At 41.4% G+C, this 19,227-nt stretch carries 15 protein-coding genes; 6 read left to right on the top strand and 9 right to left on the bottom strand.

The genetic code is table 11. The features are described 5' to 3' along the window. Positions 1–38: 38 nt before the first annotated feature. The 5 genes from ACJAT7_RS12385 to fliS form a co-directional block, all read right to left on the bottom strand. The gene (locus ACJAT7_RS12385) at positions 39–1,493 is read right to left on the bottom strand and encodes a NeuD/PglB/VioB family sugar acetyltransferase (protein ID WP_415227116.1); all 1,455 of its coding nucleotides are present in this window, start codon (positions 1,491–1,493) and stop codon (positions 39–41) included. After that, the gene (locus tag ACJAT7_RS12380) at positions 1,490–2,629 is read right to left on the bottom strand and encodes a LegC family aminotransferase (protein ID WP_415227115.1); all 1,140 of its coding nucleotides are present in this window, start codon (positions 2,627–2,629) and stop codon (positions 1,490–1,492) included. The genes ACJAT7_RS12385 and ACJAT7_RS12380 overlap by 4 nt, the downstream gene beginning before the upstream one ends. Positions 2,630–2,639: 10 nt before the next feature. Further along, the gene (locus tag ACJAT7_RS12375) at positions 2,640–3,830 is read right to left on the bottom strand and encodes a UDP-N-acetylglucosamine 4,6-dehydratase (protein ID WP_415227114.1); all 1,191 of its coding nucleotides are present in this window, start codon (positions 3,828–3,830) and stop codon (positions 2,640–2,642) included. A 76-nt stretch (positions 3,831–3,906) separates the two neighbouring features. Further along, positions 3,907–4,212: a hypothetical protein gene (locus tag ACJAT7_RS12370; protein ID WP_415227113.1), complete on the bottom strand. Its 306-nt coding sequence runs from the start codon at positions 4,210–4,212 to the stop codon at positions 3,907–3,909. Positions 4,213–4,268: 56 nt separating this feature from the next. Next, on the bottom strand, positions 4,269–4,667 hold the full coding sequence (gene fliS / locus ACJAT7_RS12365) for a flagellar export chaperone FliS (RefSeq protein WP_415227112.1): 399 nt from the start codon (positions 4,665–4,667) through the stop codon (positions 4,269–4,271). 330 nt (positions 4,668–4,997) lie between these two features. Here fliS and ACJAT7_RS12360 point away from each other — a divergent pair, with 330 nt between their 5' ends. From ACJAT7_RS12360 to ACJAT7_RS12350, 3 genes are all read left to right on the top strand, one after another. After that, entirely contained in the window at positions 4,998–6,449 is a 1,452-nt protein-coding gene (locus ACJAT7_RS12360; protein WP_415227111.1) for a sigma-54 dependent transcriptional regulator, read from the top strand. 177 nt (positions 6,450–6,626) lie between these two features. Then, on the top strand, positions 6,627–7,754 hold the full coding sequence (locus ACJAT7_RS12355; RefSeq protein ID WP_415227110.1) for a sensor histidine kinase: 1,128 nt from the start codon (positions 6,627–6,629) through the stop codon (positions 7,752–7,754). A 1-nt stretch (position 7,755) separates the two neighbouring features. After that, positions 7,756–9,138, top strand: a complete 1,383-nt coding sequence (locus ACJAT7_RS12350; protein ID WP_415227109.1) for a sigma-54-dependent transcriptional regulator — start codon at positions 7,756–7,758, stop codon at positions 9,136–9,138. A 12-nt stretch (positions 9,139–9,150) separates the two neighbouring features. Here the strand turns inward: ACJAT7_RS12350 and murQ are convergent, their stop codons facing one another. Beyond that, complete coding sequence (gene murQ / locus ACJAT7_RS12345) at positions 9,151–10,059, bottom strand: N-acetylmuramic acid 6-phosphate etherase (RefSeq protein WP_415227108.1); 909 nt, start codon at positions 10,057–10,059, stop codon at positions 9,151–9,153. 198 nt (positions 10,060–10,257) lie between these two features. On the opposite strand from murQ, the gene ACJAT7_RS12340 reads away from it, so the two are divergent. The 3 genes from ACJAT7_RS12340 to ACJAT7_RS12330 are packed head-to-tail and all read left to right on the top strand — an operon-like array spanning position 10,258 to position 13,947. After that, on the top strand, positions 10,258–11,277 hold the full coding sequence (locus tag ACJAT7_RS12340) for a Fe(3+) ABC transporter substrate-binding protein (protein ID WP_415227107.1): 1,020 nt from the start codon (positions 10,258–10,260) through the stop codon (positions 11,275–11,277). Beyond that, positions 11,267–12,898 carry an ABC transporter permease gene (locus tag ACJAT7_RS12335; RefSeq protein ID WP_415227106.1) on the top strand — a complete coding sequence of 544 codons (1,632 nt, stop codon included), beginning with the start codon at positions 11,267–11,269 and terminating at the stop codon, positions 12,896–12,898. The genes ACJAT7_RS12340 and ACJAT7_RS12335 overlap by 11 nt, the downstream gene beginning before the upstream one ends. Continuing rightward, on the top strand, positions 12,898–13,947 hold the full coding sequence (locus ACJAT7_RS12330) for an ABC transporter ATP-binding protein (RefSeq protein ID WP_415227105.1): 1,050 nt from the start codon (positions 12,898–12,900) through the stop codon (positions 13,945–13,947). The genes ACJAT7_RS12335 and ACJAT7_RS12330 overlap by 1 nt, the downstream gene beginning before the upstream one ends. A gap of 18 nt (positions 13,948–13,965) precedes the next feature. Here ACJAT7_RS12330 and glnD read toward each other — a convergent pair whose 3' ends face one another. The 3 genes from glnD to ACJAT7_RS12315 form a co-directional block, all read right to left on the bottom strand. Next, positions 13,966–16,581 (bottom strand): [protein-PII] uridylyltransferase, encoded by a 2,616-nt coding sequence (gene glnD / locus ACJAT7_RS12325; RefSeq protein ID WP_415227104.1) that lies wholly within the window; start codon positions 16,579–16,581, stop codon positions 13,966–13,968. Between the two features lie 71 nt (positions 16,582–16,652). After that, complete coding sequence (gene map / locus ACJAT7_RS12320) at positions 16,653–17,441, bottom strand: type I methionyl aminopeptidase (protein ID WP_415227103.1); 789 nt, start codon at positions 17,439–17,441, stop codon at positions 16,653–16,655. Between the two features lie 315 nt (positions 17,442–17,756). Beyond that, a partial coding sequence (locus tag ACJAT7_RS12315; protein ID WP_415227102.1) for a diguanylate cyclase occupies positions 17,757–19,227 on the bottom strand: 1,471 nt, incomplete at its 5' end.

Genomic DNA, 19,227 nt, shown 5'->3' with positions numbered 1-19,227 from the left:
TGAATAATTATGAATAGTTCTGTTATCTGTTATTTTCATTATCTATTCCAATCGGTTAATTCCCACCACAGAGGGAATTTAATTTCATTGTGATTATGCTCTAATAATTTATTTAGTTGTGCTTCGTCTGAAATAATATGTTGCAGTAAATAGATATCATTCAGAAGAGGGGCAAACTCAGGTGATATTTCTTGCAAGTTTTTATAATGAGTTTTTTTAACCCGTAATATTAATTCAATTTTCTCTTTTGTCAGTGCGCCAATACCGATAGTATTTTCGTCATGCTGTCTATAAAAGGTAACAGTGTCTACGATGAATTGTGCCTTAGCACCATTTAGTAACAAAAGGGTAAAGAAATACCAATCAACGGCGATTAGCTCATTGGGAAATTGGATTAATTCGAAAGGGATATTTTTTAAATTCACTGCTGTATTTGATAGCCCGAAAACATTTTTATCTTTTATAAATTCTAATGGGATCAATTGCTTATCGCATAGTCGATGAGAATAGATGAATTTATCAATGACTTTTCCTGCTTGTATGGATGTTATGTCGTTAACAACTATATCCACATTTTTTAACGCCTTAACCGATTTTTCAACCCTATCGCGGCTAAAAACATCGTCAATATCACCAAAAATGGCTATATCATAATTATTTAGTTTAGAAAATTGAATCAAGGCTTGTCTGTTCTTGGCAATATTACCAGCGGGGAGGAGCTCAATAATATTTAGTGTAGGATATTTTTCTTTGATCTTGTTGAATTCAGAATAGCCATCATTGAGCGCTACCACATCAAAATTCTGCAGAGTTTGTGAAGCTAAAGATGCAAAAAAATCGTTAATATAATCCAGTTCAGTTGGAAATAGGGTCGTTAAAAATGCAATTTTTTTCCTCTTACTCGAAACATAACAACTGTTTGCGCGAATAAAACTCTGTGGAGCTATTTCAACTCCTTGCTTGCTTACCGCGTTGCTACCAAAAAAAACACCTTCTCCGACGATTGTGTTCCCATTTAGTACCGATGCCGTTGATATGTGACAATGGGCCTTTACATGGCAATCATGCTCAACTAAGGCCTTGCTATTGATGATACAATTTTCATCTATACGGGCGTTACTATTAATAAGGACATCGTGCATAACAATGCAGCCATTGCCAACAGATGATGATTTAGCAATATATGCTCTAGGCGATATAACAAGGGCTAGTGTGCCCCCGCACAGTAAAATTTCATTATAAATTTTTTTTCTTAGATTGGCGTTAGTTGTATGGCCGATTGTGATTAAGAAGTGATAACCTTGTTGAGCGTATTTCGCTATATCGGTATCACTTCCAAGTATCTTATAACCCAATACCGATGTACCAATCTTTTCCGCCACATCTAATATTCCAGTAATCGAATATTTTTTCTCAGATTCAATGACATCAATAGATGCGTGGCAATGTCCTCCGCCTCCAATTAATATCAGTTTAGTTAAGGTCTTACTCATATTACGCTACTCGGGATATTAACAAGGCGCGCCTCGATTTTTTCGGAGGCACTTAAATCACCTTTCAGTGCATTTTTAAACATAGGTAATCTATGCATTAACTGCCAAACCGGACGGGTCATCACACCTTGTTCATTGGTTTCTTTTAACAAAGAATTTCGACTTTCTGCATCAGGGCAAATAATTGCATTTAACCAATAATTGGACTGTGCGTATTCGGGCTCAATAACAAACTGAAAATCCGAACCCGAAAAAAGTTTTTTATATTGCCCGGCAAGCACTCTTTTTTGTTTAATAAATTCAGATAACACTTCCATCTGAGCACAACCTAGTGCGGCATTTAGATTGGGTAGGCGATAATTAAAACCGGGCTCATCGTGGTAAAACTCATAAGGATGCGGCACCTTTGCCGTCGTAGTGATATGCCGAGTATGAATGCCATCATCTAAGCTTTTACAGAGCACCATACCTCCACCACCAGTGGTGATAATCTTGTTGCCATTAAAACTTACTGCGCCAAAGTCACCGAATGTGCCTGTATGCTTACCTTTATAAAATGAACCGAGGCTTTCTGCCGCATCTTCAACTAAAGTAATATTCCATTTCAGGCAAACTGCTAATAATTCATCGAGTTCAACCGGATGCCCAAAGGTATGCATAGGTACCATAGCTTTAATACGTTGTCCGGTACTTTTATGTGTGCACTCACCATCACTATTCAGTGTCGCGTTACAATCAAGATATTCTGCGGTGGCTTTAGGGCACAACCCTAAACTTACTTTAGATATATCAATAAAAATTGGCTGCGCGCCCATGTGATGAAGGGCATTACAGGTCGCAACAAAAGTTAACGCTTGGGTAATAATTAAATCTCCAGCTTGTACACCCGCCATATATAAAGCGGTATGTAATGCTGCTGTGCCATTAACTGTCGCTACTGCTTTTGCTGTTCCTGTATAAGCTTCTATAAGCTTTTCAAAATTGTTAACATATTTACCAACACTAGATACAAAGGTACTTTCAATGCTATCGGCAACATATTTTTGCTCATTCCCTGAAAACACTGGCGCATGTAAGGGAATTAAATCATTAGTTTGGTAAATATCTTTGACGAAACGGATTAACTTATTATTCATTTTTGCAGCCTTACATCTTACTATCTAAGTGTTTGCCCGTTTCTTTATGACCAAAATTAGGGATCATTTTGAAAAACAGTTGCACAATTTGTTCTTTTTCCCATTGTTGAGCAGATTTCATCTCTGCAATATTTTGTTCAAATAAAGCAATACGCTCAGCATCATAAACAGCTTCATTTTTAATAACACCAATATTCTCAAAGCGTTGCATATCTAATGTTTCTTTGTCAGTGAAAAACTCTTCGAAATCTTTTTCACCGGTTGTATCACTAACCGTAAATAAGCAAGGCCACTTACCTTGCTCTGGCAGTGTTCTCGCCAAGTCACGAGCTTCATCCTCTGAGTCACACAAATACGCTTCATAACCTAATTGCAGTAAATATTTTTCTGCAATATCCGCAAATGAAATAAGATGCAGAGCTTCACTTAGTTTTGGAAAAAAAATATCGCGGTTTTCACCGAAGATACAAGACATTAAACAAAGTTCACCAGATTCCTGAGGCGTAACAAAATAACGTTTGATGTCTTTAGGGGCGACAATAGGCTGACGTTTTTGAATGCGCTGGTTAAAACCATGTAATAGAGAGCCATCGGAAAAAGCAACATTAGCAAAGCGAGCGGTGGAAATATTAATGTCCGCACTGCGACGCATTAAAAACATCTCCATAATACGTTTGGAAGCCCCCATCATATTCACAGGATTGGCAGCTTTATCTGTGGAAACACAAAAGTACTTCTTTACTCCTTTTGCAGCAGACTGTAATAAGGTTTTTTCAGTATTAAACACATTAACATTTATCATACGCATTAATGTAAAAGGATCTTTTTCACTTCGAACGTGTTTAAGGGCTGAAAGGTTTAATACATAATCGTATTCACCATCCGCTTTTATAAAAGCATCATATTCAATGGATCCTATATCTAAAGCAAATGTTTGAAAGTCACCCTTTAGGTAACCAAGCGAACTACGAATATCTCGAACCAATTCAACCATATTGTTTTCACTAATATCAACCGCGTGTAACTTTTTAGGATTTCGTTTGAAAATTTCCTTGGTAACGGCTTGTCCGATTGAACCTGCTGCTCCAAGCACAAGGAACTTACTATTAGAAACTATTTTCGAAAGTTCTTTTTCATTACTGTTTAGATCTGTATTTAATAGTTCTTGAGTACGACCAATAAGGGGGAGAATTGAAACCATGTTATAGGTCCTCCTTTAGCTGTAACTTAAATACTTTGCCAAAGTAATTAGTCAAGTATTGAATGGTGGAAGTTAATTATTTATAAGCCTTAATCTTGCTTTTATTACGTTTTTGCAATAAAGATTTTTCTTTTAACTGCTTAAAATGCTGTGCAGATTTGTTCTGCAGTGTTGCAATATTCGTTTCAAGCGTTTTAAGTTGCTCTATAACTGTGCTTAATGTTTCAGGAGAGTTATTGGTCAATAAATTTTTAATCTGATCTGAAAAAACAGTTTGCTGCTGCTGGAATAAATCATACTCTTCTTCATCAAGAAAAGTAGTCAGCTGTTGTTCAAGCTTAAGCAGTTCATCAAGTTGTAATTCTATTGTTGTCTCTTTCATTTTTTTCATCTTATTAAGCGAATACATTTCTTAAGATCAAATAATCTCAGCCAAATTTACTTTTTATACTGCTGACGAATATCTTGTGGAATGCCATCCCAGCCAGATTTTATCTCTGAAATTAGCGTGCTAACCTCAGTTAATGGCGCAATATCATTTTTTATATTAGCTTGAGTTACTTGGCTTATCATATAAGCGTATAGGTTATAAAGGTTTATCGATATTTCCCCGCCTTTTTCCATATCCAAGCTGTTTTGCAGTTCACCGATTAGGCCAATAACTTTACCGAGCATTTTATTTTTATTTTCAATCTCTTTACGATCAATTGCACCTTTTGCCGCGGCTAAATTACCTAATATATGCTGCATTATTAGCGATATTAGCGTGTGTGGATCTGCCTGTTCAACGTGTGCCATATTCGTATTTTGATATTTTTTGATAGAACCGCGCATCATATATTGATTTCCTTACTACATTAAATTTAACTGTGATCAGTTTACGTCTGCTGCTAATAAATGCATCTTTTTTAAGAGAACTCTGTGTCTTTTGAGGCTTTATTTAAAAAATTAATGGTATTAACACTATTAATACTATTAATTATAAAAGCAATATATGTACCAACCATGTTGTTTTTGTATTTATGGTAATAATTTTCTCTTATTTGCCCCGTTATTGTCTCCTGTGCCGTCAGAATACGGTCATCGTCATGTTTTTGACATTAATGGTTTTCCATTTGCAAAATATATTATAAACTGACTGGAGTCTAATTTTAGAAGTGAATTTTTATGCAACGTCGTCCCCCCATTTACTTGGTTGACACTAACCAAGCTCAGTACGATACATTGGCAACCGTTTTACATTTTATTGGTGAAACGTTCGAAGCAGTAAGATCTGCAGACTTATTAAATAAAGTTAATGAGTTTAACCCGTTATGTATTATTTTTGGCGGGGAAACCAGCACTTCTGATAATCTTTTTAAGGGCTTTTCTAATACAGCTATTTTGACATTATCAGATCAAGTTACCAGTGGCGAAAAAAACCACATTGGTCTGTTAAGTTTACCGATTGTTAATGCTGAATTAACGCAATTATTACATTACTGTCAGTCATTCCATAATCCCAATAAGAAACTTAAAAAAGCCAATAAATATTTAATGTCATCTCTCGTTGGCCGGGGTTTACGTATCCAAGAAATCCGCTATCTGGTTGAACAAGTTTCAGATAGTAATGCCAATGTACTGATCCTGGGTGAATCGGGAACCGGTAAAGAAGTGGTTGCACGTGCTATTCATGAAATATCAAAGCGTAAAAATGGTCCATTTGTACCTATTAACTGTGGTGCCATTCCTGCTGAACTGATTGAAAGCGAATTATTTGGGCATGAAAAAGGGGCTTTTACCGGGGCTTTTTCTGCGCGCAAAGGACGTTTCGAGTTAGCCTCTGGTGGCACGCTTTTTTTAGATGAAATTGGTGATATGCCGATGCCGATGCAGGTAAAACTGCTACGCGTTCTACAAGAGCGTACTTTTGAGCGTGTCGGTGGCACAAAAGCTTTACAGGCCGATGTGCGCATTATCGCAGCTACCCATAGAAATCTGGAAACCTTGATTACAGATGGACTTTTCCGAGAAGATCTTTACTACCGATTGAATGTGTTCCCGATTGAAAAGCCCGCTCTTCGTGATCGCCAAGAAGATATTCCGCTGTTATTACAAGAGCTCTTATCGCGCCTGGAAGGGGAACATCACGCGACGCTGCGTTTCACCCAGCGCGCACTTGATTCATTAATGAAGCATCCTTGGCCGGGTAATGTACGTGAATTATCTAACTTACTGGAAAGGTTACTTATTTTACATGCCAATAAGATTGTTGATCTGGGTGAGTTGCCGATTAAATACCGCCATATTGATGCACAGGGGGGCTATGTAGAGCAAATCCAATATAGTCCAGAGCAGGAGATGTTAGCTGAGCGAGATGCGCTGTGTGATATGTTTATTGATCCACCAATAGCTTTTGATGAATCGGAGCAAGTGGACGAGTCGCTCGGATTTTTAGGCCATCTGCCTGTTGAAGGGATGAACCTTAAGAGTAAACTCACAGAGTTTGAAATTGAGATGATTCGGCAAGCATTAGATAGCCAGGAGGGCGTTGTTTCCCATGCGGCGGAGCTATTATCTATGCGACGTACTACGCTCGTTGAAAAAATGAAAAAATATGGCCTGAATAAAGACGGTTAATTTTATTTTTATTTTGTAAGCCTGTTAAATTCATTTTGACAGGCTTTTTTTATATCTGAAAAGTGCGTCATATTTATGGCGAAATACTTTTAAGTTACTGTAATTAAAGATGTATTTTTGTTGGCATAAATTCTGCTTTATAGCGTGTAAGAGTAAATTATAAAGCAGGGTTATGTGATGAATAATAACAATCAACAAGCAAAATCACTGGAGCAAGAGAGTTTTCCTGGCGAGCTTAAACAGCTGCGTGCGCAAGCCAATTATATGGGGCAGCTTTATAATGAGTTGCCATCTGGTTTAATTGTGCTTGATGGTTATGGGGTTGTTGATCAGGCTAACCGCGTTGCAACTTCATTATTAGGCGAACCGTTAAAAGGGCAGTTATGGAGTCATATTATCGGTCGTTCATTTGCGCCTAAAAATGATGACGGTCATGAAATTTCGCTTAAAAATGGCCGCCGTATTCAGCTCTCTATCTCTTCACTTGAAGGCCAGCCCGGGCAACTTATCCTATTAACAGACTTGACTCATACCCGTGAACTGCAAGAGCACGTTGCAAAATTAAAGCGTCTCTCTTCGCTGGGGAAAATGGTTGCTTCTCTTGCTCATCAAATTAGAACACCGCTTTCAGCCGCTATGTTATATGGCGCCAATCTTGCCAATAAAACCCTGACAGAAAGCGCGCGTTTACGCTTTCAAGGTAAATTGATGAATCGTTTGCAAGATTTAGAAACACAAGTAAACGATATGCTCTTATTTGCGCGCAGTGGCGAGCAAAAAATTGTTGAAGAGGTATCACTTGTCTCCTTGCTTGAGGAGGTACAAGATGCCAGTGAGAGTATGATTTCACAGGTAAACGGACATCTGCAATGCCGTTTTCCCGATCCGGATCTGCTTATTATGGCCAATAAAAACGCCTTGGCCAGTGCCATGACTAATCTTATCTCCAATGCCATTGAGGCGACAGGCGAAGGCGCGCGTCTCTATATTAGCTGTGCACGCAGAGATGAAAACTTAGTTGAAATTGCAGTGATGGATAATGGCCCCGGTATTGATAAAGAGCGTGTTGCTAAAGTGATGGAAGCGTTTTATACCACCAAATCACAAGGTACAGGGTTAGGGCTAGCTGTGGTGCAATCAATTGCGCAGGCGCATCAAGGCAGTGTTGAGGTTAAATCTGAATTCGGCAAGGGCAGCTGCTTTACCTTGGTATTGCCGTTACATCGAATTGGCCAATACCGTATGCCGTTACTACATAATGAGCCGTTAGAGAATAAACACTTTAATCAAGTGGTAGGAGGCTAATATGTCACAAGGAAAGTTACTGGTTGTAGAAGATGATGCAGGATTAAGAGAAGCCCTAGTCGATACACTATTGCTTGCAGGTTATAACTGCTCGGAAGTAGAGAGCGGAGAAGCCGCCTTAATTGCGTTGAACAAACAGAGCTTTGATCTGGTGATCAGCGACATTCAAATGGGCGGCATGTCGGGTTTGACCCTGCTGCAGAATATTAAAGATAAATACCCGACCCTGCCGGTTTTATTGATGACCGCCTATGCCACTATTGGTGATGCGGTTAATGCGATGCGTGATGGTGCGATTGATTATCTTGCCAAACCCTTTTCGCCAGAGGTTTTATTAAATCAAGTAAGTCGTTACGCACCTGTTAACAAGGTTGAATCACGGACACCTATCTATGGCGATAGCAGTACAGAACGATTATTTAAAGTGGCTGAAAAAGTAGCGGCAAGTGATGCATCGGTTATGATCACCGGCCCCAGTGGCTCAGGCAAAGAGGTTTTATCGCGTTACCTGCATGATAAATCATCGCGCAGCGAGCAGCCTTTTGTGGCCATTAACTGTGGGGCTATTCCGGATACTATGCTTGAATCAACCCTGTTTGGTTACGAGAAAGGCGCATTTACCGGCGCAGTACAAGCCTGTCCGGGGAAATTCGAGCAAGCGCAAAACGGCACTATTTTGTTGGATGAAATCACCGAAATCCCGTTGGAATTACAAGTTAAATTACTGCGTGTATTACAAGAGCGCGAAGTTGAGCGTTTAGGCTCACGCAAAACCATTAAATTAAATATTCGCGTGATTGCGACCAGTAATCGCGATATAAAAAAAGCGGTCGATGCGGGCACTTTTCGTGAAGATCTTTACTATCGTTTAAATGTCTTTCCACTGCAGTGGTTAGCGCTTTCAAAACGGCGCGGGGATATACTACCACTGGCAGAGCATCTGCTAATGCGCCATGCGGTTGAACAGTCGCAAGCCATTCCGATATTAACAGAAGCTGCGAAAGAGCTGTTATTAGCTTATTCTTGGCCGGGTAATGTGCGTGAGCTTGACAATGTGATGCAACGCGCACTGATTTTATGTGATGGGAAACATGTTGATCAATCTGTACTTATTTTAGAAGATCTGCAGTTTGACCATATCTGCGATGAGCAAGCAGACGATCTGTCTCCGTCATCTGAAAATGATGCTAAGCCAGAGAGTGATTCGGACGTTGCTGTATTAGGGCAGGGTTTAAAAGATCAGGAGCAAAAAATAATTATCGATGCGTTGCATACTTGCCAAGGTAAACGTAAAGATGTCGCCGTATTGCTAGGTATCAGCCCGCGCACCTTACGTTATAAAATTGCCCGTATGAAAGAGCAGGGCGTTGCACTGCCTGTATAGCGCATCGACCATTTATTTCTCTTGATCCGCTAAGGCTTGGCGAATAAAGCCATTATGTTTGCTGAGTTTTTGCCGTGCTATTTTTGCATCATAACCGCTAAGGAGCATTAAAATAGCGGTTTTACAGTGATTATCAGACTCCATTAGCGCTTGCTTTGCCTCTGCTTCGCCGCAGTGAGTTGCCTCCATCACCATATTTTTTTGACGCTCTCTTAATTTTTCATTGGTTGCTGCTACATCGACCATTAAATTAGCGAATACTTTGCCATAACGGATCATCGCCGCAGTGGTTACCATATTCAGCACCATCTTTTGCGCGGTCCCCGCTTTCATACGTGAAGATCCTGTGAGTACCTCTGGACCGACTATCGGGGTAATATTGATTTGTGCCAGTGCGCACATTGGGCTGTGCGGATTACAGCTCAGAGATACAACCCTTGCCCCCACAGACAAAGCGTATTCCATCGCCCCTAATACATAAGGTGTACGGCCGCTAGCGGCAATGCCAATCAGCAGATCATGCTGATTAAAATTGATTGCCTGAAGATCGCTTGCGCCCAGTTCACGGTTGTCTTCGGCATTTTCTACCGCCTGCAAAATGGCAGGGTGACCGCCCGCAATTAAGCCAACCACAAGATCAGGATCTGATCCGAATGTCGGCGGGCACTCACTTGCATCTAAAATACCCAATCTGCCCGACGTACCTGCGCCGCTGTAAATAAGGCGCCCGCCAGAGTGAAAAGATTGTACGACAGCGTCAACCGCTTGCGCTATAGAAGGGAGGGTCTGCTCGACTGCAAACGCGACTTTTTTATCTTCGTTATTGATAACGGTTAAGATCTCAGACGTTGATAAAGTATCAATCTTGTCACTGCTTGGGTTGCGACTTTCTGTGACAAGTTTGCTTAAATCAATCTTCATTATTATTGTATCCCGTGGAATTTCAGCAAAATATTAGCGTTTACTTATGGTAACGCAGGGGGCATTAAAAGCGATGATACATTTTAATAATGATCACGTTTATTTTTTAGCTAATATATTAAGGATAATAGTTGCAAATGGTAATAGTTATCATTAATATAAAGGCAACTGATAACCATTACCATTTGGAAATAGAAGATGCCTGTAAAAAAAATAATTACCTCTGCCGTGCTGTTTACGGCCTTAAGTATAACCACCTTTGTTGCACTGGCAGAGCAAGTTAATATTTACTCTTTTCGTCAGCCTTTTTTGATCGAGCCGATTATGACAAAATTTACCGAGCAAACGGGTATTAAAGTAAATATCTTATTTGCTAAAAAGGGACTGATTGAGCGGGCAAAACGTGAAGGGATATTATCGCCTGCGGATCTGCTCTTAACCGCCGATTTCAGCCGTTTAATGAAGCTCAATAATGCGCATCTTAGCCAAGCTGTTGACAGTAAAATATTAAGCGAAAATATCCCCAGCCAGTACCGCGATCCAGATCAGCATTGGTTTGCATTAACAACCCGTGTACGCAATATTTACTCCTCTGCTGAGCGAGTTGGCCCTGCGACTAATATCAGTTACCAAGATTTAGCCAGCCCGGCATTTAAAGGTAAAGTATGCATGCGCGCCGGCAAGCATCCATACAATGTGTCGTTACTTGCTTCTGTGATTGCGCACCAAGGTGAGGCAAAAGCAAAACTCTGGTTAGAAGGGCTAAAAGCCAACCTTGCACGTAAACCACAAGGCAATGATCGCGCACAAGTTAAGGCGGTAAAAGAGGGATTGTGTGATTATGCATTAGGTAATAGTTATTATCTGGGTAAAATGTTGGCAGACCCTGCGCAGGTCAGCTGGGCGCAAGCGGTAAATATTAATTTTCCTAACCAAAAAACCAGCGGTGCACATATCAATGCAAGTGGTGTGGCGTTAATGAAATATGCACCGAACAAAAGTAATGCTATCAAGCTGATGGAATTTTTATCAGGGAAAACTGCACAGCAGATCTACGCAGAGGTGAATTATGAGTACCCTGTAAACGCAAATGTAGGACCTTCAAAACTGGTTGCATCATGGGGCAAATTCAGATCAGATCCCATTGCGCTTTCTGATATTGCCAAGCAGCATAAAGCGGCCATTAAGTTACTGGATGAAGTGCAATTTGATCTCTAAATTAACCCTCTATAAGTTACTGCCCTGGGCAGTAACTGCTCTTCTAATTATGCCCATTATGGCGCTTTTTATAAGCGCTTTTAATGTGGATGATACGGGCAGTTTTAAGCACCTTCTCGATACGGTTTTGCTGACTTATAGTATAAATACATTACTCTTGATTCTCGGGGTCATGAGTTTAACTTTTATTTTTGCGATGCCTGTTGCCTGGTTTGTCGCTTGCTGCGAATTTCCCAGCCGTACGGTTTTACAGTGGGCGCTGATGCTGCCGTTGGCGATTCCCCCCTATATTGTGGCGATCGTTTATACCGATCTGTTTGATTTTAGCGGGCCGGTTCAACGGTTTTTACGTGGTTTAATGGGCTGGCAAGCGTACAGTGATTATTACTTTCCCGATATTCGCACGCTCGCTGGCGCTATATTAATCCTTAGCTTGTCGCTCTACCCTTATCTTTATCTCTTATTACGCGGAGCCTTTTTAGGGCAATCTGGGGGGCTTTTTCAAGCAGCGCGCAGCTTGGGATTATCACCAACAAGGGCATTTTTCCGCGTCTCACTGCCGCTATCCCGATCCGCCATGGCAGTGGGGTTATCTTTGATTGCGATGGAAACCTTAGGTGATTTTGCGACCGTTCATTATTTTGCCGTCAGTACTTTAACCACAGCTGTCTACGATACCTGGCTGGAGCTGGGCAGTTTAACCACAGCGGCTAAAATTTCATCCTTTATGCTGTTAGGGATAGTCGTTTTGCTCACGCTTGAAAATTATAGTCGCCGTAAGCAGAAAATTTTTCAGCGTAGCGGGGCAACCCATACTGAGCTGCGTTTTGTGTTGCAGGGTTGGAAAAAGTGGGGCGCATTAACCTTTTCATGGACCTTGCTCTGCTTGGCTTTTATATTGCCGCTGTTTACGCTCTTCTATTACGCACTGAATTATTTCAGTGAATCATTAACGGCAAAGTTATGGCAATACACGTTAAATAGTTTCTGGCTGGCCATTATTGTTGCCTGCCTGGCGCTGTTGATTGCGTTAATTGTTAATTTTTATCAGCGCTTATCACCGGGCATCTGGGCAAAAAGCAGCATACGTTTATCATCTCTCGGTTATGCACTGCCCGGCACTGTGGTGGCGATTGGCGTGCTTATTCCGTTTACCAATATTGATTTATGGTTAAACAATTTGCTTCTTGAAAGCGGTTTTACCGGTGTCGGTTTGCTCTTTTCCGGCTCACTGTTTATTTTAGTGATCGGATATTTAGTGCGTTTTAGCGCCATTGCCGTCGGCAGTATTGATAGCAGTCTGGAGCAGGTTTCGCCGTCATTAGATTTAGCTTCGCGCTCACTGGGGCAAAATGCCCTGCAAACGATTCGCCGTGTTAATCTGCCTTTGATTAAAAAAGGGATGCTGACTGCCTTTATTTTAGTCTTTATCGAAGCGATGAAAGAGTTGCCTACCGCATTGATATTGCGGCCATTTAATTTTGAAACATTAGCAACTTACGTGTATCAGTTTGTTTCAGATGAGATGATAGAATACGCGGCGCTACCTGCATTATTGATTGTATTAATGGGCTTATTGCCGTTTATTATTGTTAACCGTTTATTGGAGAAAGCCACATAATGAGTGCCTTAATTATTAATGAATTAAGTTGTTTTTATCAAGACAATCAAGTGCTTGATTCACTTGATTTGGAACTTGGCAAGAATGAAATTATCTGTTTGTTAGGAGAGAGCGGCTGCGGTAAAACAACGCTTTTAAAAGCGGTTGCCGGCCTGCAAGCTAAGCTTTCAGGCGAAATTAAAATTAACGGCAGAGCGGTTTATAATAATCAACTCAATGTTGCGCCAGAGAAACGTCAAGTGGGTTTTATTTTTCAGGATTATGCGCTTTTCCCGCACCTTAATGTTTTTGAAAATGTGGCATTTTCACTTTATCCACTGCCTAAAACGGAGCAAAAAAAACGTGTTGATGCAGTGCTCTCGCTGGTGCAACTCAGTGATTATGCGCAGCGTTTTCCGCATCAGTTATCTGGCGGGCAGCAGCAGCGTATTGCCATTGCACGTGCTCTGGCTTATCAGCCTGAATTGATGTTACTGGATGAGCCTTTTTCTAACTTAGATCATCACGTGCGTTTCCAGCTGATTTATGAGATCCGGGCGTTGCTCAAGGCAAGTTCCATGAGCGCACTGTTTGTCACCCATTCAAAGGAGGAGGGGTTTGCTTTTGCAGATAAAATAGCCCTGATGCAGGCGGGTAAAATAGTACAAATAGGTAGTGCACAAAATTTATATAGCCACCCTGACTCACAGTATGTTGCCGACTTTATGGGGGCGAGTAATTACCTGAAAGTGCAGGTACACGATAGATACAGTTATCAATCGGATCTGGGGGTATTAACCAGCAATACCCTTATTGAATTTAGCCAGGGAGCTGAATTAAATCTGTTATTACGCCCGGAGCAGATAGCGATAGAAGCATCACTGGACGGTATTGGCGTGGTTAAGCAGATCGATTTTTTAGGTGCATATCAGGAAATTACAGTAAGTTATAATGGCAATGATTACTGCATAAAACAGAGCACTCACCTTGGTGAATGCTTGGGGTTTAAAGTTGCTGATAAGGTCACCTTGCGCGTATTAAGTCATGATTTTGTGGTCTTTACATCGTAAAAGAAGGGCACTATGGCCCTAATCTCTGTCCGGACTCAATTCTCTGATTAAATTGGCTTTTAAATTGGCTTCCTGTTGCTCGGTTAAGGCGTTTCCTTCCATCGTTGAGACAATAAACAGATCCTCAGCACGCTCACCAATAGTGGTGATTTTAGCGGTATCAAGCATCAATCCACTGCAACGGAACACTTCACCAATATCGGCGAGAATACCCGGCGCATCAAATGCGACCACTTCAATCTGGGTGCGTTTACGGCGTGTTGGCAGAAAGGTGATTTCCGGATCAAATTTAAACTGCCGTTTAACACGTGGTAAGCGGCTTGGCAGCATATTCACTTTTTCGGGGGCCAACAGCGCCATTTCAATCGCTTGTTTTAAACGCTGAATTTTATCGGGATCGATATGTTCGCCATCTTGCTCTAACACAGTGAAGGTACTGAGGGTGAAATCATCACGACTGGAGAGGATTTTAGCATCGTGGACGCTGAGCTTCTTATTATCAATTTCAGTGATCACGGATGAAAACAGTGCCGGCATATCTTTGTGATAAACAAAAATCTCAGTCGCCCCCCGTTCATTCTGATCGCTGATTAAAATCATCGGCTGACTATGATCTTGATGCTGCAGTAAGTTAATTGTGTGCCAAGCTATCTGTGCTGAGTTATAACGGAAAAAATAGTTAAGTTTAAATCGTTTCCACAGCTGCTTGACTTGTTGCTCATTAATACCTTGCACTTGCAATGCTGCTAACGCTTTACGTTGACGGTCGCGGATCCTGTCACGAATATCCGGTGGATTTTCCAGTCCTCGGCGTAACATCTTTAAGGTGCTGTAATAGAGATCACGTAGCAGGGTGCCTTTCCAACTGTTCCAAGCCTCTTCATTGGTTGCACAAATATCGGCAACAGTTAAACAATAAAGGAAATTGAGGTGTTTTTCATCACGCACTAAGCGCGCAAATTCCATTATCACCCGAGGATCGCTGATATCACGGCGCTGCGCTGTGACTGACATGATCAGGTGATATTTGACTAACCAGGCGACAAATTTACATTCATGACGGCTTAAATTGTGTAGTTCACAAAATGCCACTGCATCAACGGCTCCTAGCGAAGAGTGATCACCTTTTTGCCCTTTGGCAATATCGTGGAAAATAGCCGCCAAGAAGAGCAGCTCAGGTTTTTCTAAATAGCGGTAAATTTCGTGGGCAAGCGGGTGCTCTTTTTTTGTATTGGGGTAGTTGTAAATATTTTCAGTGAGCTTATGTGTATGCTCATCAACGGTATAGGCATGGAACAGATCGAATTGCATTTGTCCGACAATACGGCTCCATTGCGGAATATAAGCGCCTAATACGCCATATTCATGCATTAAAGTAAAGGCAAGTCCCATCCCTCTGGGATGTTTGATAATAGTTAAAAACAGATCGCGACATTCGGGGATATTCTGTAACCAGTGGGTTAAACCGCGTCGTGCTTCGCGTAATTCGCGCAGGGTGGCAGAGTAGATCCCTTTGATGCGGGGATCATTAGCGATATGCAGAAACAGCTGCAACATTGCTTCGGGCTGATCACTAAAAAGAGAGTTCTTTTTCAGTTCGATCATATTCTCGCGCAGCTGAAAATTGGCATCGATACTTTCAATGTTTTTAGCAATATTACCCAGAATGGCTTCATCAAAATACTGCAGCAGCATTTCATTGAGCTCTTTCACGCGGTGAATCGTTTGGTAAAACGCCTTCATCATCTGTTCAACAGCTTGATTACCTTGACCGCTATAATCTAACAACTGTGCCACTTCATTTTGGAAATCAAATAAAAGACGGTTATCCGGACGGTTAGTGACGGTATGCAGCGCAAAGCGTATTGTCCAAAGCTGTTTTTGGCAATCCGCTAACTCTCTATATTCCGCTTGGGTAATATAGTTGTAACTGGTCAGCTCCAATAAACTGTGTGCGCCAAAGTGACGTTTAGAAATCCAGGCGATGGTTTGAATATCACGCAACCCTCCGGAGCCATTTTTAAGATCCGGCTCAAGACTATAACCATCGCCGCGGCATTGCCGATGGCGGCTAAGCTGTTCTTCACGTTTGACCATGAAAAATTGGTCCGAGGGCCAGAAAGTGTCGGATTCAACCAGTTCGATAAGTTTTGCAAAGGTCTCTGGATTACCGGCAAGATAACGCGCTTCAATCATGCTGGTGGCAACCGTGATATCGGCATTACCTTGTTCAAGGCAGTCGTGCAGGCTGCGCACACTGTTACCAATATCGAGTTTAAGATCCCAGAGCAGAGTGATAAAAGCGCTGATATTCTGTTCATCTTGGGGAGTGATATCCTGCTGGTAGAGGATCAAAATATCGATATCTGATTTCGGGTGTAACTCACCCCGTCCGTATCCGCCAACCGCAATCAGGCTCAGTTGCGCACTTCTATTAAGCTCAAAGTGTTCCCATAAACGTGCTAAAAGCTGATCCATATAGCGCGCGCGGCAATTTACTATTTCAGTAATCGGCTGTTTTGCTTTGAAATTTTCAATTTGCCATTGCTGAAACTGCAGCAATTCTTTTTTGAGAAAAGGGAGGGTGAGATTAACTTCTGGAATATTAATCGGAGAGAGTGTTACAAAATCCATATTCACCTCAGAGAAGCTTGTCGATTGTTATGGGATTAATCCCCTATTTTTTAATAGGGGAAATAGGGTTATTAATCGTGATTAATAATACGTGGGATTGTCTCTTCCGGGCGCAGCGTTAAAATCTCAACACCATTCTCAGTTACTAATAAAGTATGCTCCCATTGCGCAGAGAGTTTTTTATCTTTGGTGATAACCGTCCAGTCATCGCTAAGAACTTTACACGCTTTTTTACCCGCATTGATCATCGGCTCGATAGTAAAACACTGGCCTACTTTAATCTCTTCACCTGTACCGGCTTTGCCATAATGCAATACTTGCGGCTCTTCATGAAAGCCCTTGCCAATACCGTGACCGCAGTATTCACGTACCACAGAATAATTGTGCTGCTCTGCATGTTTCTGAACGGCTGCGCCAATATCGCCCAAATGGGCACCGGGTTTAACTAAGTTAATGCCTATATATAAACACTCCTGCGCCACACGAGATAAACGCTCTGCCAGAATAGAGCCTTTGCCGACGGTAAACATTTTCGAGGTGTCTCCGTGGTAACCATCTTTGATCACGGTAATATCGATATTGATAATATCACCCTCTTTTAGCGGTTTATCGTTGGGAATTCCGTGGCAAATCACATGATTAACCGAGGTGCAGACAGATTTAGGAAAACCGTGATAATTTAAGGGTGCGGGAATAGCCTGTTGCGTATTAACGATAAAATCATGGCAGCGTTGATCTAGCTCATTGGTGGTCACCCCTTTTTGCACAAAGGGTTCGATCATCGTCAATACATCTGCGGCTAACTTACCTGCGATGTGCATTTTTTCTATCTCTTCCGCCGTTTTAATAATTGCTGCCATCTGTTTATTCTCTATATGCTGATATGAAAATTTAAAGGTAACTATAAAGAATTTATGGCCATGAAGCCAGCGAAGTTAAACCCTTTTATTGCTAGGGGAATGGCCGCACAAGGGAAGTGATTGTTGGAGTTCAGCCCTTGACGGCTGCAGATGATGAGAAACTAACACGCAGTTTTGCAGTTTGAGGGCGTCATGCTCTTTATACCGCTAAAGAAAATAGGTCACGCAGCGCTTGGCCCGCTCAAAACAAGATGCTGGTATTGATTCACATTTATACAACAGCCGGGCTAGTAGCAGATTATTATCACAACTGCTTTATTCGCGATTATGACTGATTGCCACACGATTTCGACCCTCTGATTTTGCTTTATACAAAGCAGTATCGACACGGCTAATGAGCTTAGCCAGAGGCTCATTAGCCTGGCATTGTGCAACCCCAAAACTTGCACTAAGCTGTTTGACGGGTTGAAAATCTTGCTGGTTAATTACGCCGCGTAATTTTTCTGCTATAACCGCAGCGCCAGTTACGTCCGTGGCAGTTAAAATGAGCAAAAACTCTTCGCCGCCCCAACGACCCGTATAGTCTATTTCCCTGGTGTTTTTAACCAGGCATTGAGCCGTTTCAGTTAAAACGTGATCGCCGATTTGGTGCCCGTAAGTATCATTAACCTGTTTAAAATGATCTAAATCTAATAAAACAACTGAAAAAACCTGCTGGTAGCGGTTAAAACGTGCCATCTCAGCTTCAAGTATTTGATCAATTTTACGTCGATTATATAATTGCGTCAGTGCATCGGTAATGGATAAAATTTCTATCTCTTTGCGGGAGGTAATGTCTTGTGATATTTCGGTATAACCAATAATAGTCCCATCAATATCAAATTGCGGAGTGATAACCATACTGCACCAATAATCATTACCCGATTTTTTACGGTTGCGAATTTCACCTCGCCAAACCTGCCCATTTTTAATCGTACGCCAAAGATTTTCATAAACTTCCTTCTCTGTCTCCGGGTGTTTTATCAATGCATGCGTTTTCCCTTGCAGCTCGCCAAAATTGTAACCTGTCACAGTGCAAAATGCCTGACTGGCTCTAGTTATTATGCCATTGCGGTCGGTGGCGCTGGACATTATATTATTATCAAGTACTTGATTGCTTCGCTGCAGATCATCTAATGTTTCGCGTAATTGTGATTGTAAACGAGCGGGAATCATTGCGGCAATCCATGATAGAGGAAAAGAAACAACAATGACGATGACTGCGATTATTAATGCAGTAAAAACATTATGAGAGGTTAATTGTGCCAGCATTGCGGTTTTTGGCTGCATGATAACTTGAAGTTTTTCATCATTATTAAATTGCTGAGCAACGCTAAACTTATAAAAGTTATCTATTTTGCTGTTCGAGTCCAGTAGTATTTTGCGGCCATTAGCGGGAAAGAGATCCAGAAAATTGCGTTTACCCGTCAGGTAACGACTCCAGGAATATTGTTCATTGGGATGGTAAATAAACTCCCCGTCTCCATCAATAATCATAATATCAAAATCAGCAGAGCGGGTTAACGCTCGAATTAAAGGTGTCGCTTCGATATTAACAATAACTATCCCGGAAAATTTATTATCTTGAAAGACGGGAGTGGCGACCCTAAATGTTGGCCGTAGCGGTTGTTCAAACTTTTCCCCTTCGAGGTTTAAGTCTAGATGCGAATGCCAGAACTGCCTGGGTCTTAGCTGTGCGGACTCGCTAAAATAATAACGGGAATGTTTATCTTGCAGCTCATCTGCA

Origin of the sequence: Psychromonas sp., assembly GCF_047632995.1 — a bacterium.
GTDB lineage: Bacteria > Pseudomonadota > Gammaproteobacteria > Enterobacterales > Psychromonadaceae > Psychromonas.
Note: the sequence above shows the minus strand (reverse complement) of the source record. Positions and strands in the feature narration are given on the sequence as shown.